Annotated in this window: 16 protein-coding genes; 9 read left to right on the top strand and 7 right to left on the bottom strand. The window is 32.4% G+C overall.

The annotated features are described in order from the left end of the window. Position 1: 1 nt before the first annotated feature. Complete coding sequence (feoB, locus tag DK442_RS21050) at positions 2-2,098, top strand: ferrous iron transport protein B (protein WP_109437892.1); 2,097 nt, start codon at positions 2-4, stop codon at positions 2,096-2,098. A gap of 41 nt (positions 2,099-2,139) precedes the next feature. Then, the gene (locus DK442_RS28530) at positions 2,140-2,292 is read left to right on the top strand and encodes a hypothetical protein (RefSeq protein ID WP_200825155.1); all 153 of its coding nucleotides are present in this window, start codon (positions 2,140-2,142) and stop codon (positions 2,290-2,292) included. On the opposite strand, the gene DK442_RS21055 is transcribed toward DK442_RS28530, so the two are convergent. Next, on the bottom strand, positions 2,289-3,215 hold the full coding sequence (locus DK442_RS21055) for a DMT family transporter (RefSeq protein WP_109437893.1): 927 nt from the start codon (positions 3,213-3,215) through the stop codon (positions 2,289-2,291). The genes DK442_RS28530 and DK442_RS21055 overlap by 4 nt on opposite strands. A gap of 131 nt (positions 3,216-3,346) precedes the next feature. After that, positions 3,347-3,763, bottom strand: a complete 417-nt coding sequence (locus DK442_RS21060) for a hypothetical protein (RefSeq protein WP_109437894.1) — start codon at positions 3,761-3,763, stop codon at positions 3,347-3,349. 95 nt (positions 3,764-3,858) lie between these two features. Between DK442_RS21060 and crtD the strand changes: the two genes are divergently transcribed. Genes crtD through DK442_RS21075 form a run of 3 tightly spaced genes read left to right on the top strand, consistent with a single transcriptional unit; the run spans position 3,859 to position 7,119 of the window. Then, the gene (gene crtD / locus DK442_RS21065; protein ID WP_338120333.1) at positions 3,859-5,343 is read left to right on the top strand and encodes a 1-hydroxycarotenoid 3,4-desaturase CrtD; all 1,485 of its coding nucleotides are present in this window, start codon (positions 3,859-3,861) and stop codon (positions 5,341-5,343) included. Between the two features lie 6 nt (positions 5,344-5,349). Next, positions 5,350-5,979: a carotenoid biosynthesis protein gene (locus tag DK442_RS21070; RefSeq protein WP_109437896.1), complete on the top strand. Its 630-nt coding sequence runs from the start codon at positions 5,350-5,352 to the stop codon at positions 5,977-5,979. After that, the gene (locus DK442_RS21075; RefSeq protein WP_109437897.1) at positions 5,980-7,119 is read left to right on the top strand and encodes a lycopene cyclase family protein; all 1,140 of its coding nucleotides are present in this window, start codon (positions 5,980-5,982) and stop codon (positions 7,117-7,119) included. Between the two features lie 83 nt (positions 7,120-7,202). Here the strand turns inward: DK442_RS21075 and DK442_RS21080 are convergent, their stop codons facing one another. The 4 genes from DK442_RS21080 to DK442_RS21095 all read right to left on the bottom strand — a co-directional run bounded on the left by DK442_RS21080 (position 7,203) and on the right by DK442_RS21095 (position 10,517). Next, complete coding sequence (locus tag DK442_RS21080) at positions 7,203-7,973, bottom strand: LytTR family DNA-binding domain-containing protein (RefSeq protein WP_109437898.1); 771 nt, start codon at positions 7,971-7,973, stop codon at positions 7,203-7,205. After that, positions 7,974-8,795 carry a sensor histidine kinase gene (locus DK442_RS21085; protein ID WP_160114281.1) on the bottom strand — a complete coding sequence of 274 codons (822 nt, stop codon included), beginning with the start codon at positions 8,793-8,795 and terminating at the stop codon, positions 7,974-7,976. 321 nt (positions 8,796-9,116) lie between these two features. After that, entirely contained in the window at positions 9,117-9,593 is a 477-nt protein-coding gene (locus tag DK442_RS21090) for a nuclear transport factor 2 family protein (RefSeq protein ID WP_109437900.1), read from the bottom strand. A 189-nt stretch (positions 9,594-9,782) separates the two neighbouring features. Then, on the bottom strand, positions 9,783-10,517 hold the full coding sequence (locus tag DK442_RS21095) for a TerB family tellurite resistance protein (RefSeq protein ID WP_109437901.1): 735 nt from the start codon (positions 10,515-10,517) through the stop codon (positions 9,783-9,785). Positions 10,518-10,740: 223 nt separating this feature from the next. Here DK442_RS21095 and DK442_RS21100 point away from each other — a divergent pair, with 223 nt between their 5' ends. The 4 genes from DK442_RS21100 (at position 10,741) to DK442_RS21115 (ending at position 13,724) form a co-directional block, all read left to right on the top strand. Then, the gene (locus DK442_RS21100; protein WP_109437902.1) at positions 10,741-11,151 is read left to right on the top strand and encodes a BrxA/BrxB family bacilliredoxin; all 411 of its coding nucleotides are present in this window, start codon (positions 10,741-10,743) and stop codon (positions 11,149-11,151) included. Positions 11,152-11,304: 153 nt separating this feature from the next. Beyond that, a complete protein-coding gene (locus DK442_RS21105) occupies positions 11,305-12,045 on the top strand; it encodes a 1-acyl-sn-glycerol-3-phosphate acyltransferase (RefSeq protein WP_109437903.1) in 741 nt (246 codons plus the stop codon). 12 nt (positions 12,046-12,057) lie between these two features. Continuing rightward, positions 12,058-13,059: an acyl-ACP desaturase gene (locus tag DK442_RS21110; protein ID WP_109437904.1), complete on the top strand. Its 1,002-nt coding sequence runs from the start codon at positions 12,058-12,060 to the stop codon at positions 13,057-13,059. Positions 13,060-13,070: 11 nt separating this feature from the next. Continuing rightward, positions 13,071-13,724: an HD domain-containing protein gene (locus tag DK442_RS21115; RefSeq protein ID WP_109437961.1), complete on the top strand. Its 654-nt coding sequence runs from the start codon at positions 13,071-13,073 to the stop codon at positions 13,722-13,724. A gap of 225 nt (positions 13,725-13,949) precedes the next feature. On the opposite strand, the gene DK442_RS21120 is transcribed toward DK442_RS21115, so the two are convergent. After that, the gene (locus DK442_RS21120) at positions 13,950-15,167 is read right to left on the bottom strand and encodes a S8 family serine peptidase (RefSeq protein ID WP_109437905.1); all 1,218 of its coding nucleotides are present in this window, start codon (positions 15,165-15,167) and stop codon (positions 13,950-13,952) included. Between the last annotated feature and the right edge of the window lie 577 nt (positions 15,168-15,744).

Consider the following 15,744-nt stretch of genomic DNA (forward strand, 5'->3'; position numbering starts at 1 on the left):
TATGGCTAAGCAAATTAAAGTTTCACTTATTGGAAATCCAAATACCGGAAAAACATCTGTTTTTAATTTGCTTACTGGCCTTAATCAGCAAGTAGGTAATTACCCTGGTATTACTGTAGAGAAAAAAGAAGGAATATGTAAACTATCTCGAGGTGTAAAAGCTCATATTTTAGATTTACCAGGAACCTATAGTCTAAATGCGTCTTCTCTGGATGAAAATGTAGTTATAGAACTCCTTCTAAATAAAAAGGATAAAGATTTTCCAGATGTTGCTGTTGTAGTAAGCGATGTAGAAAATCTAAAACGAAATTTACTGCTGTTCACACAAATTAAAGATCTTGAAATCCCTACGATTTTGGTGATTAATATGGCAGATCGAATGAGTAGAAAAGGAATTTCACTAGATATTCCGCTATTAGAAAAAGAACTAAATACCAAAATAGCTTTAGTAAGTGCCAGAAAAAGTCAAGGAATTGATGAGCTTAAAAAACTTATAGAATCATACTCTACATTACCCAAAACATCCTGCTTAAATGCCCTATCTTTTGCTCCAGAGTATTTTGACAGATTACAAAAAGCATTTCCTAATCAATCCTTGTATAAACTTTGGTTAGTTATTACTCAGGATGTAAACTTTAGGAAATTTGATAAACAAGACTTGGATATTGCTCCTGATTTTAAAATCAAATCAGAAAGTGAACTCAAAAGACTACAGCAAAAAGAAACCATTAAAAGATATCAGTTTATTAATAATGTCCTTAAACAAGGGCTTACAATAGATGAAAAAGCTGCTACCGGAATGCGAGCTAGACTCGATAGAGTGCTTACTCATAAATTCTGGGGATATTTTATTTTCTTTGCGATATTAATGTTGATCTTTCAAGCGATATATGATTGGTCTTCATATCCAATGGATTTAATCGATGAAGCTTTTGCGTGGCTTAGCGAAGCTGCAAAGTCAACATTACCATCGGGTCCATTTGTAGATCTTATTACAGAAGGTATCATTCCGGGATTAGGGGGGATTGTTATTTTTATTCCTCAGATTGCATTTTTATTTCTTTTTATTTCAATTTTAGAAGAAAGTGGCTACATGAGTCGTGTAGTTTTTCTTATGGATAGAGTAATGCGTCGCTTTGGATTAAGTGGTAAAAGTGTAGTGCCATTAGTTTCTGGGACAGCGTGTGCAATTCCTGCAGTAATGGCAACTAGAAATATAGAGAATTGGAAAGAGCGATTAATTACTATTCTTGTTGTTCCTTTTACAACGTGTTCGGCAAGATTACCGGTATATTTAATTATTATAGCATTGGTTATTCCAGATGAAAAGGTAGGTTGGATATTCAGTTATCAAAGTCTTACCTTAATGCTTTTATATTTTATTGGTTTTGGGTCTGCCGTTGGGTCTGCCTGGTTGCTCAATAAGTTGCTTAAGATAAAAAGTAAATCTTATTTTGTTATCGAAATGCCTGGCTATAAAGTGCCTTTGTTTAAAAACGTTGCTATTAATGTAATTGAAAAAACTAAGGCTTTTGTTTTTGGAGCTGGAAAAATCATTTTGGCAATTTCAATTATTTTATGGGTATTGGCTAGTTTTGGACCCAATGAAAATTTTAGTAAAGCCGAAGAAATTGTGACAGCACAATATCCTGATGTTTCTCAGGAAGAACTAGATCAAAAAATAGCATCACATAAGCTCGAATATTCTTTTATTGGATATGCTGGTAAGGCAATTGAACCCGTGGTAGCACCATTGGGGTATGATTGGAAAATAGGAATAGGGATTATTAGCTCATTTGCCGCAAGAGAAGTATTTGTAGGAACATTGGCAACCATTTATAGTGTAGGGAGTGATGAAGAAGAAACCATAAAAAATAGAATGGCAGCAGAGGTTCACCCTGTAACGGGTAGGCCCTTGTTTAATTTGGCTAGTGGAATCTCTTTATTATTATTTTATGCGTTTGCAATGCAATGTATGAGTACGTTAGCTATTGTAAAACGCGAGACTAATAGTTGGAAATGGCCAATGGCTCAACTTATATTGATGAGTGCTTTAGCATATAGCATTGCATTGATTGTGTACCAAATTTTAAAATAAAAAAATAAGTTTCAGTATCTTTATACGACTTTATAGGTATTATGAATATTCTTATCCAAAATGTAGCGGTGATTTTAGTTTTTGCAGGAGCAATAGGATTTTTAATTAAAAAGTTCTTTTGGAAACCTTCATTGTCTTCTGTAAAGAAAAAATCATCAAACTCTTGTGGGAGTTCTGGGTGTGGCTGCCATTAATCTTTTAGTTTTTTTATCCATTTTAGAGGTCCGCTACTAATTAAATACACACCAACAAAAATCAAAACACAACATAAAAGTTTAGGAAGTGTTATATCTCCCTGGTATTGACTGTTTACTACAAAATATGATACGACAGCTACAAGAATCATAGCAACCGCGGGTTGAACATAAATATAACTACTGGAAACGGTAGGTTTTACAAATTGTAAGGCAAACATATTGAGTAAATAGGCAAAAAAAGTAGGGCCAATCACTACATAAGTCAATGAGATCCAGCTAGAGGCATCAAAAGATTGAAAATCTGTATGGATTAATTTTTGGATACAAAAAGGGAACATAAATATAAAGCCAAACAAAAAAGTCCATACAATTACGGTAATCGGTTTATATTTTGACATAAGAGGTTTTACAATGACTAAATAAAATGCAAAAGCCAGTGCATTAATGCTAACAAAGATATTTCCTAATAAAGAACCTGTTCCAAGACCAGAATTACCTAAATAAATTAATAGAACCGCTCCAGCTCCGCCAATGGATATACCTAGAATGCGTTGTAGTGTCAAAGGTTCTTTAAGTAAAAAATAACTAATAATCACAGTAAAAATTGGCATTGCAGTAATGATAATTGCAGCGTCTACAGGAGAAGTAAGGCTCAATCCATTCATAGAAAAGAACTGATTAGTAGCAACACCTAATAAACCACATAGTGCCAGACGGGCTATATCTTTTCTTTCTACTTTTTCTTTTACAAAATACTTTAAAACAAAAAATAGAATGCCAGCTCCACTAATTCTTAGAAAAACCAATGCAGATGCTTCAATTTTATTTGGCATTAACCCTTTGGCAATAAGATAGTTTGCCCCATAAATCATATTTACACTCAATAAAGCTATGTGTGCTTTGGTTTTATTGGAAATCATCAGGCAAAGAAAAGGAAACTTAATGAAACTATATTTCAAAAAGTTTGAAAACGTACTTTAAAATAGTAAGTGAATTAATTTGGTTACAGAAATGAATATACCTGATGTTGATTTATTTAGAAAGTAATGCTTTAGTTAATAAGTAATTCTAATTGATAATCAGAAGGGTTAATAGCATCATTTGCTGAAGGGTAAGGACTGATATTATACCCATATATTCTTTTCTGTTCAATGTTTAGTATTTCTACAATATGATCTGGATTTATATTTTGAGGACCAAAAATAAGTTCCTGTTCTTCTAACAAAACATCTTTTTCATAAAGGGCAATACTTATTTTTACTTCTCCAGGCCAGATACAATTAATATCAGTAGGGCATCGGGAATCCTCTATTACTTTGATAAACTTGATACTTTTAGAACTAAAACTGATGCTATTTCCAACATTAAGTTTTGTGATGATTTTAGGTGTATTGGATTGAGCTAAATCTTGTGCTGTAATCAAAACAAGAGGAGTAATGAATAAAAGAAGAGTTAGTAGTGGTTTCATTGTGATATAACAGAAGTTAAATATATACAAAAAACGCTTTAAAATCCAATGAAATATCGGCAGATTGTTCAATTTTGAATATCCATTTATGGCATATGATGAATAAAAAAAGTGCTCTCATTATTGGTTCTGGCATTGCTGGTTTGGCAACCGCAGTACGTCTAAAAAATCAAGGTTTTGATGTTCAGGTTTTTGAAATCAACAAAACCCCTGGAGGTAAATTAACTGAAATTAGTGAAAATGGTTATCGTTTTGATTGTGGTCCATCTTTGTTTACTATGCCACAAATGATAGAGGAGCTTTTTACAGTTTCTAAAAAACAGAGATCAGATTATTTTGAGTACGAAAGGAAAGAAATTATTTGTAATTACTTTTATGAAGATAATACTCGTTTTACAGCATTTGCCGATAAAGAAAAATTTGCTGAAAAAGCTGCAATGACTTTTGATGTTGACGCTATTGATATTATTAATTATTTTGAAAAGAGCAAGAAGAAATATGACCTGACTACTTCTCTGTTTTTAGAAAAATCATTACATAAATTATCAACTTATCTATCCATAGATACATTAAAAGCGATAGCAGGAATTAGCACATTAGAGATTAATACTTCATTGCATAAGGTGAATACAAAAAGGTTTAAAGATCCCAAGTTAATTCAACTTTTTGATCGATTTGCTACCTATAATGGATCTTCTCCTTATCGAACTCCAGGAATTATGTCGATGATTCCGCATTTAGAACAACATTATGGCACTTTTTTTCCTAAAGGGGGAATGTACAGTATTGCAAGAAGTTTATATAGATTAGCATTAGATCTAGGAGTGCGTTTCCATTTTGGAGAAAAGGTTGAGCAAATTATTGTTAAGAATAATAACGTAGAAGGTGTTCTTGTAAATGATAAAGAAATTAAGGCAGATGTTGTGATTTCTAATATGGATATTGTATCAACATATAGTAAACTTCTTCCTAATCAAAAACCTCCAGGAAAAATTTTGAAACAACAAAGATCCAGCTCTGCATTAATTTTTTACTGGGGTATCCGTAGGATTTGTTCAGAACTCGATTTACACAATATATTTTTTTCTAATGATTATAAAAAAGAATTCGAATTTATATTCGATAAAAAACAGGTCACAGATGACCCAACAATATATATAAATATCAGTTCCAAAAACGAATGTCAAGATGCTCCTCAAGGCTGCGAAAACTGGTTTGTAATGATTAATGTACCAGGTAATGAAGGGCAAGATTGGGATAATATTATTGCAAAATCAAGAGAAAATATAACAAAAAAAATATCTCGTATTCTGGGAGTTGATATAAAAAATTTAATAGAATTTGAAGAAATTCTGGACCCAAGAACAATAGAAAGTAAAACGCAATCATACCAAGGTTCATTATATGGATCATCTAGTAATAATAAGTATGCAGCTTTTTTAAGACATCCTAATTTTTCTCGAAGTATTAGAAATCTATATTTCTGTGGAGGAAGTGTACACCCTGGCGGAGGCATTCCGTTATGTTTACTATCAGGAAAAATAGTTTCAGAGTTGATTCAAAACGATAATAGATTATAAACACAAATGAATTCGGATAAAAAAAGACAATTTTTCATAATAACCATTATTTGGATATTTAATATTTCGGGAATTATAGGCATTCTAATAGGTTATGAAGATTGGTTTTTACCTTTGACGCCATTACACCTTTTAATTTATTTGTTTTTGATCCTTTGGGATACTAATTTCAATCGCACTTTGATTTTAGCATTAATGATTCCTTTTGGTATTGGAATGATTACAGAGTATCTAGGTGTGAATTATGATTTAATCTTTGGAAACTATGAGTACGGAAAAAACTTGGGCTATAAGATTTGTGGAGTGCCTTTAATCATTGGTGTAAATTGGGTGATTTTAACCTATAGTTCTGCTGCTATAGCTCAAAAGGTGCATGATAACCTATTCATTACTTCTGCAATTGGAGCTGTTTTAATGGTTGGCTTAGATACTTGTATCGAAATGTCTGCCCCTCGATTTGATTTTTGGGAATTTGAAGGTGGGGTAATTCCGCTACAAAATTATATTGGCTGGCTGTTTACAGGATTTGTCGCACATGTTTTTTTACAAAAAATTATAAAAGCTTTTCATTTCAAAATTTCACTACATATTTTTATCGCTATATTGGTCTTTTTTACCATCTTTTTATTTGTTTAGATGCAAAAATACGATTACATCATTGCAGGTTCAGGTGCTTCAGGGTTGATGCTGGCATATCATATGGTCTTAGATCCTTTTTTTGATGAGAAGGAGATTCTACTTATTGATAAAGAAATAAAGAATAAGAATGATCGTACCTGGTGTTTTTGGGAACAAGGCGAAGGGATTTGGGATACCATCATAAGTAAAAAGTGGAATAAAATTTACTTCGGAAGTGAAACGTTTTCGTCTGAAACAAATATTTCTCCTTATCAATATAAATTGATCAGAAGTAAAGATTTTTACAGTTTTGTTTTAGAAACTTTAGAACAAAAACCAAATATCACGATTACTCAGGAAAAAATTACTTCTTTAACCGATGAAGGAAGTATTGTAAAAGTTGAAACAAATCAAAGTATCTACCTTGGAGATAAAGTTTTTAATAGTATACTACTATCGCGAGAATATGAGAGTCAGAAAAAATACCCAGTTTTAAACCAGCATTTTGTGGGATGGTTTGTCAAAACTTCAGAACCTGTATTTGATTGTACTACTGCTACTTTTATGGATTTTACGGTAGCTCAGAAAGAGAATACTCGGTTTATGTATGTATTACCCATTTCTAAAACTGAAGCATTGTTTGAATATACTTTGTTTTCAGAAGATCTTTTGGAAGAACAAGAATATGAAGATGAAATTATAAAGTACTTAGAAGAAAAAGGGATCATTTCATATGAAATCACCGAAAAAGAAAAAGGATGTATCCCGATGACATGTTATAAATTTGAAAAACATAATTCTAAAAATATTATACATATAGGTACTGCCGGTGGGTGGACAAAACCTAGTACAGGATATACATTTAATTTGACATCAAAAAAGGTTCGCGAGCTTACTAAATTCCTTAAAAACAATACAGAATTATCAAAATTTGGTAGGAAAACTAAGTTTTGGTACTATGATTTATTGTTTATCGATCTATTATTTCAACAAAATCATATAGGTGCTTCCTTGTTTTCAAGATTATTTGAAAAGAATAAAGTAATCAAGATTTTAAAGTTTTTGGATGAAGAGACTTCATTGTTAGAAGATATTAAAATTACAACAAGTCTTCCGGCAGGAAAATTTTTGAAAATGGTATGGGGTAGAGTTTTTTAAATCAGATTTCTTCTGATTCTGTAAACTTTTCAGTTTTAGTATTCAAAATGTATAAAATCTTTTGAAGCCGTACTTTTAATATATTACCAATTCATTAATTTTTTTAGCCCTTCTTTTCTTGATTTTGATAACTTCAATTTGTCTCCATTTTTTAACGTCATTATATAATCCCCACTAAAAAAAGGTTCAATTTGCTTAATTTCATTAATGTTGACTATGTTTGAACGATGACATCTAAAGAATATTTCTGGGTTGAGTTCACTTTCAAGACGATTAAGAGTATCTCTGATCAAATGCTGAGTGCCGTTGTTTAGAAATACATTAATATATTGATTCTCTGCTTTTAAATAAATCACTTTATCGATTTCTAAAAAATAAACTCGATTAGCCAACTTAACAGAAATACGTTTGATATACATTGCTTTTTTATTGGCATTCGTTTTTTGAAGTAATGCATCTAATTTGAAGTTGAGGTCTTCGTTTGTTTTGAGCTCAATCTGTTTTTTTGCTTTATGAAGAGCTGCATAAAAACGTTCGTCATCAAAAGGTTTTAGTAGATAGTCAATAGCGTTTACTTCAAATGCATGTATTGCGTATTGATCATAGGCAGTAATAAATACATAAACAGGGGCAAAGTATGGGCGTACTGCGCTTATTACATCAAAACCGGATATCTCGGGCATTTGAATATCGAGAAAAACCAAATCGGGTTTTTGTTCTATAATAGCCTCAATGGCTGTTTTTCCATTAGTGCAAGAATCAATTAATATATAATCATCTTGCTCATCAAGCAAAATCTTTAAATTTTCCAGAGCTTCGGGTTCATCATCTATGGCGATTACTTTTATTTGCATTTATTTGATTTGATATGGAATGTTTAATTTGACTAACACTCCATTTTTAATATTCAAAAACTTAATAATGTACTGATCTTGATATAGTTGACTGAGCCGTTCTATGGTGTTTGCTAATCCAATTCCTTCTACTTTGAAGACATTAAAGTTTTCTGATAATGGGGGACCATCATTATACATTTCTATGCATAATTGATCTCCCTTTTTTTTAATATCAATACTCAGTATACTCGCATCTACCTTTTTTGATAATCCGTGATAGATACTATTTTCAATTAAAGGTTGTAATAAAAAAGAGGGTATTAATGTCTCAGATAAATCATCACCAACCTCTATTTGAACGTTCATTTTATTTTTAAATCTCTTCTCTTCTAAAGCGATATACTTTTTGATGAACTCAAGTTCTGATGTTAGTTTTATGAATTGTTCTTCATTTTGACTTAATACGATCCTTAATAAATCACCCATTTCTGATAACATCGAAATGGATTTTTTCTTTTCGTCTTGTCTTACTAGAGAAGAAATTGTATGTAATGTATTAAAAAGAAAATGTGGATGTAACTGCATTTTAAGAGCCATTAGTCGGGATTTTGTAAGACGGGAATCTAATTGAGCTGCCTTTAAATTACTTTCTCTAAATTTTTGATAATATTCGACGGCATAACTCCCAAGCATTAATGCCCAATATGTCAGAAAATACCATTCAAACTGAGAGAACAAAAGACCAATGAATAAAGTAGCGATTGGTTGTTCCTGAAAACCAGGTATGGGACTTAATTTGATGATTATCACATACAATAATAGATGGAAACAAACAATCATGATGCTGATTGGTAAGTGTAATAAAACCCCTAGATAATAATTGTGTTTATGAATTGGGACTTTATGAGAGAGGTAAAAAATAAAAGGAATCCAACACCCCCAAAAAAGCCAGGTAGTAGTCTTTATACATAGAATCCAAAAAAATGATATTGATTGTCCATTTAAATCGGATTTAATATAAAGCATAATAGAAGAGATTATTGCCATTGCGATTAGGCATAGAATAATCTCTCCTTTACTTAAATAGAATCTTCTTTTCATTAGTTTGATACCACATCTTTTGAAAGAAAAATCTCAAAAGATCACTTTATGTTCTCTAATTTATTTTAAATAATCTAAATAAGCGAGTTCATTAATGATTTTCCAGTTTCCATTTGTGTTAATTAAAGAAAAGTATAGATTGAATATGGCTTTTTTACCGGTCTCCTTTACTTTGACTATAGCGCTTAAGTTACCCTGCACATCTATAGATATAAACTCTATTAATTTTACTTCTCCTCCAAATTTTTTCTGCTTATAGAAGTTAAGCATGGTTGCTCTATCTAATACAGTGACTCCTTTTTTAGCATCATTTACAACAATTCTAAAATCATCATGTAATACTGAACTCATTTTTGAAATATCTCTTGTCGCAGAACCATCTAGATGTTCCTGAACTACGTTCTTGATATCGCCGATAGGATCATCAGAAATAGGGATGGACAAATTCTTAATTTCAGATGTTCTAAAAGGAATGGAAACTGAAAATCCTTTGTTAAAACTTCCGATTAAAATAAACAATAGCATTAATTTTTTCATAGAATGAAGGTTTTTAAAAAGGAGTCTAGAACTGATTATAATTCTATCTCTTTTTGATTAAATAATGCTTAAATGAACAGCAATACTCTCTAATTTTAATAGTGTATTTTGCGAATGGTAGAAAAAATGTTGTGAATACTACGAATTTTAAGATAAACTCATGTCTATGCAGAGTATAAACCAAAGAAATTAAACAATCCCTCGTTCTTTTTTGATTTGGTCATAGGCTTTTTGTACCTCTCTAAATTTATCTTCGGCACCTTTGATGTGTATTTCATCCATATGCTGTATTTTATCTGGATGATATTTTTTGGCCATTGTTCTAAATGCTTTTTTTACTTCGGCATCTGTTGCCGATTTTTCAATTTCGAGAATCTTATATGCATGATCTCCAGTTTTAAAAAACATGGCTTTAATACTTTCAAAATCTTTAAAATTGATTCTTAGAAAGCCTGCAATTTTGCCAATTTCACTAGCTTCAGAATCACTTACTATACCATCTGCATTTGCAATTCCGAACAAAAAATGAAGAATTTGTAGCCTAGAGGGGTATCGGGTGTGTTGATTAATATACATGCAAATACGTTGTGCAGAGATTTGCCTGCTTTTAATGATTTCATTAAACGATCTAAAAGTAGCATTTGCATGTTCTTTTCCATAAGCACTTACAAAGTATCGACGAACATAATCTAGCTCGGTTTGATTTACTTTGCCATCTGCTTTAATAACAATTGAAGAAAGGGATAATAAATTAAGTTCAAAATCTGCAGGAGTAATTTTTTGCTGTTGTGAAAATACAGTTTTGAACCCTCTGCCATTTTTACCAGAGGTAGTATCCAAGAGGCTTCCTAGGATAAAACCAAGAATTGCTCCCGGAAATCTAAAAAACACGGCTCCTAATATAGCAGCAAACCATTTAATCATTCAAATTTTTTTTGGGTTGTAAAGATAACTGAAATTATTTTTTAATATATTTTGTTCTATAGTATATTAGACAATAAGATACAATATTTGTTACGGGATCGTTGTAAATAAAATAGAATTATGTTGTGAGATGATATATTTCTACGACTACTTGTCAGTTACTTTTATATGGTACATAATTTGTACCTTTGTATAAAATTGTAGTACGAAAAAAAACAGAAATATGTATCCACCAGAGTTAGTAAAACCAATGCGTGAAGATCTTACCAATATTGGTTTTGAAGAATTACATACAGGAGAAGCAGTAGAAGCAGCAATAGCAAAAGAAGGAACTACGTTGGTAGTTGTTAATTCGGTATGCGGTTGCGCTGCGGCAAATGCACGCCCGGGAGCAAAGGCTTCTTTAGATAATAATAAAAAACCAGACAATTTGGTAACCGTTTTTGCAGGAGTAGACAGAGAAGCAACGGATAAGGCACGTGGATTTATGATCCCGTTTCCTCCATCATCTCCTTCTATGGCCTTATTTAGAAACGGGGAGTTAGTTCATATGCTAGAGCGTCACCATATAGAAGGGCGACCTGCAGAAATGATCGCAGAAAATCTTAAAGATGCATATAACGAACATTGCTAAAATGTAAGTAGCGTATATGCTAAAAAAAGAGTTCTAAACCGTTTGTTGTTACAGGCGGTTTTTATTTTAGTAAAACTATTGGTTTACTTGAAATAATGTAAGACCTTGCGAGACAATTACACAAGTCAAAATTTTAATAATTGAACAGAAGGGATGGAGGCAGTAAAAAGGATACTTAGTTATCCGCTTTCTATAATTTTCTATTTATCTTTTGGATTAACATTAGTAGTTTTTCAACCACTGCAGTGGCTTGGCAAAAAACTGGGCGGTAGATCGGGACACAGAGGGGTAGTAAATATCATGAATCTATGTTTATTACGATGTCTACACTTTTTGGGAGTAAGAATCAGTTTTAAGAATATTCATAAATTGCCAAAGGATCAATCTTTGATCATTGTTTCTAATCATCAAAGTATGTTTGATGTTCCTCTGATATCTTGGTATTTAAGAAAGCACAGACCAAAGTTTATTTCCAAGATTGAATTAGGGAAAGGAATTCCGAGTATATCGTTTAACCTAAGGCATGGAGGGCATGTTTTAATCGATAGAAAAAATCCTAAACAATCTATTCCGGCCTTATCTAAATTTGGAAGGTTTATCGCTGAGCATACATTTTCTGCAGTAATTTTTCCTGAAGGCACAAGAAGTAGAGATGGAAAACCAAAAGAATTTGCTCCTACAGGATTAAAAATTTTGTTTAAGAATGCACCTTATGCTTTAGTCGTACCTGTAACTATAAATAATAGTTGGAAACTAGTTCGATTTGGTAATTTTCCAATGGGCGTTGGAGTACATTTGACATTGGAGGTGCAAGAACCTCTTTCAATCGATAAAGAACCCGAAATATTACTCGAAAGAATTGAAGAAAGGGTTACTTTAGCAATTAGAACGTAACATACAACTATAATGGCTTTAGATAATATTAGACTAGAAGTAATGCAACTATTAGAGAAGAAAATAGAATCTTTTATAGATAAATTTTTGATTCCGATAGATAAGGTGTGGCAGCCAACAGATTTCTTACCCGATTCTCAGAATGAAGATACGTTTTTTGATGAAGTAAAAGAATTAAGAGAGTTGGCAAAAGAACTTCCTTATGATTTTTGGGTTGTTCTTGTAGGGGATACTATTACAGAAGAGGCTTTACCTACATATGAATCATGGTTAATGGATGTAGAAGGGATTAATCAGCATGAAGATGGTAAAGGAAATGGCTGGTCTCGTTGGGTACGTTACTGGACAAGTGAAGAAAATCGCCACGGAGATACACTGAATAAATACTTATACCTATCAGGTAGAGTAAACATGATTGAGGTAGAAAGAACAACTCAACATTTAATTAATGACGGATTTGATATTGGTACAGATAGAGATCCGTATAAGAATTTTGTATACACTAGTTTTCAGGAGTTAGCCACCAATATTTCTCATAGTCGAGTGGCAAAAATGGCAAGGGAGTACTCAAATAAATCACTAGCTAAAATGTGTAAAATTATCGCAGGTGATGAGATGCGTCATTATAACGCATATAGTGAGTTTGTAAAAAATATTTTTGAAGTTGACCCTAGTCAGATGATGATTGCTTTTAGCCATATGATGAAGCATAAAATTGTAATGCCTGCACATTTTCTTAGAGAATCTGGAGACGCTATAGGTACTGCCTTTGAAGAATTCTCAAATGCTGCTCAACGTTTAGGAGTATATACTTCTCAAGATTATATCGATATCATGCAACGCTTAATTGATAAATGGGAAATTGATAAACTGGTAGATTTAACCGATGAAGCCGAGAAAGCACGGGATTTTGTGATGAAACTACCTGCTAGAATGCAACGAATTAGTGAGCGACTGGTAATCCCTGATGAGATTTTTGAATTTAAGTGGGTACAACCTGCAATAGTAAAATAGTAGATATAGGTATGATTGAAGATAAGATTGTATCTAAAACTATTGATTTTGTAAAAGAAAAACTTGTTGGAGCAGAGGGAGGACATGACTGGTTTCATATCCAAAGAGTGTATAATAATGCAAAGCTAATTGCTAAGGATGAAAATGTAGATCTTTTTGTGGTATCCTTAGGTGCATTGCTTCACGATATTGCAGATTCAAAATTTCATGATGGTGATGAAACTGTTGGGCCTAAAGTCGCATCAGATTTTTTAGAAAGCCTCAGCGTTGAAGAAAGTGTTGTTACTCATGTAATCAAAATTATAGAAAACATTTCCTTTAAAGGAGGTAACATAGATCAAAAATTTAAATCCCCAGAACTGGATGTTATTCAAGATGCAGATCGATTAGATGCCATAGGTGCTATCGGAATTGCAAGATGTTTTAATTATGGCGGGTTTAAAAACAGAGTTCTATATGACCCTGATATTTCTCCCAACCTTAATATGACGAAAGAAGAATACAAGTCTTCAACCTCTCCAACAATTAATCATTTTTATGAAAAACTATTCCTGCTTAAGGATAGAATGAATACTGAAGCCGGTAAAAAACTGGCTAATGAACGTCATCAATATATGGAAGGGTTTTTAGAACAGTTTTATAAAGAATGGGAGGGGCAAGTCTAAACCCTAACGGTATAAAATACTATATTACTCTGATTATGAAATAATTGCTATATCAGAAGAATATTATTGTACATCATTAACTTTTATAAGAATCGATATTTCTTTTAACAAGGTGAAAGCACAAGAATATTGTATATGAACTAGAGTATGTTTACATAGAATAGAAAAAAAGAGGCTGGGTGCAACCCAGCCTCTAACAAATTCAAAATATTTAATTATCTATTTTTAATTAAGGGTAGCAATAGGAGCAGTTGATCCTCCTTTGCTTACAGATCCATTTGTTCCTGTACTGTTACCTCTTAGTAATAGTATACCTGCTACATGTGGTGATGCCATAGACGTACCAGAGATTCTATTAAATTGACCGTTTAACCAAGTAGACCATACTGCGGTACCTGGAGCCCAACGATCTACACTTCTTCCAAAGTTTGAAGTACCTGCGGCTGCACCTGAACGAGTCATGTTACCAACACACCAAGAGTTACCCGTACGTAATCTTTGTGGTGAGTAAAATTGGGTGTCATCATTGCTATTTCCTGCTGCCATAGCTCCAATCGCTCTTGCTTCAAGATTTCTAAAGGCATTATCAATGGCCTGAGAAGTAGCTCTATTACGGAATCCTACACTATAGTTCCAGGTATCTCCATTTCTTGCATTATTTGCTACATAGTCTACCCCAGCAAGAATACCAGCGGTACCACCACTTCCTGCAGCATTTAGTACTCTAACAGAAATTACAGTAGCCCCAAAAGCCACACCTACAACTCCAGAGCCATTATTTTTTGCAGCAACTGTTCCTGCTACGTGAGTTCCATGTCCATTTTGATCTTGCCATGACCCACCTACAAAGCTTCTGCTTCGGCCAGTATCAATAGTTAGATCACTATGTGGTGCTATACCACTATCGATAATCCAGCAGGTTCTACCACTACCGTTAGCTCTTCCTACTCTTTCTATACCCCAGGGTAAAAAATCTCCATTTGGAAGTTGAGAATCCTTAGTAGCATTTTTACCTTGTACTGTCGCAGGAAGCGTGCTTACAGGTTTTCCCATATCTATATCCAACTTATGAATATAATTAGGTTCTATATAAGCTACTTCAGGATCATTTTTAAGCATGTCTGCTTGTTTTTGAGATAGATTTTTAACAGCAAACCCTTGAATAGCATTAGTATAAGTTTGCTTTATATTATCCTCTGCTATCGCATATTTTGATAGCGTTTGCATGGATTTAGCTTTCATACCAGCACTTTTACCTAATAGAGACTCATCCTCTTTGTAAATTATAATATACTCTCCAGGTATTGCTTGATCTGCTCCTATATTGTCAGTAGTTTCTATTCCTGTTTCTATCTCAGTAATCTCATTTTCATCTTTTTCACAACTATAAAAGAGAAAAGAAAAGACCGTTATAGCACTTAAAATTTTTAGTTGAGTTTTCATTATTTTTCAAATTTTGTGTTAAAGTTTAATTTTAGTTTTAAATTAAAATGTTGAGCTCTCATTAAAATTTGTCGTTCAAAAGTAGAGATTAATTCTTACAAAAAAATACGGTAAAAACGTAACAAACGGCTGGTTTCTAGGGAGTTATTTGCTTATAAATAAGTCAAAGTATATCTTGATCCTCAATAATGCAACATTGTTGCGTTATTGAGGATCAAGGAGTTGAACAGAAAAGAAAGACATCTAAAAGGAATAAAATTTAAGAAGGAAATTGACACAAAAAACCAAAAGTAATACAATCGAAGTTAACTGTATTTAACAGTTAATTAACTTTAGTTTAATATAATAACTAGCATTATTCAGAATAAATCCTTAGTAATTCTATAAATAAATCAATGTGTAATTAAAATTTAGCAATAGATGCTTTTTAATAAAAAGGGGTATTGCTCAATATCTAACAATACCCCTTTCTTTGGTTTGAGAAGATGATGTTTTTCTAAAAATTCAATATTTTAAAGGGTTTTATCCATAAACCCTTGTCTTTGTTTCCGAACAACTTTAAAAATAAAATATTCTC

Origin of the sequence: Aquimarina sp. AU119 (assembly GCF_900312735.1) — a bacterium.
In the GTDB taxonomy this organism is placed as follows: Bacteria; Bacteroidota; Bacteroidia; order Flavobacteriales; family Flavobacteriaceae; genus Aquimarina; species Aquimarina algiphila.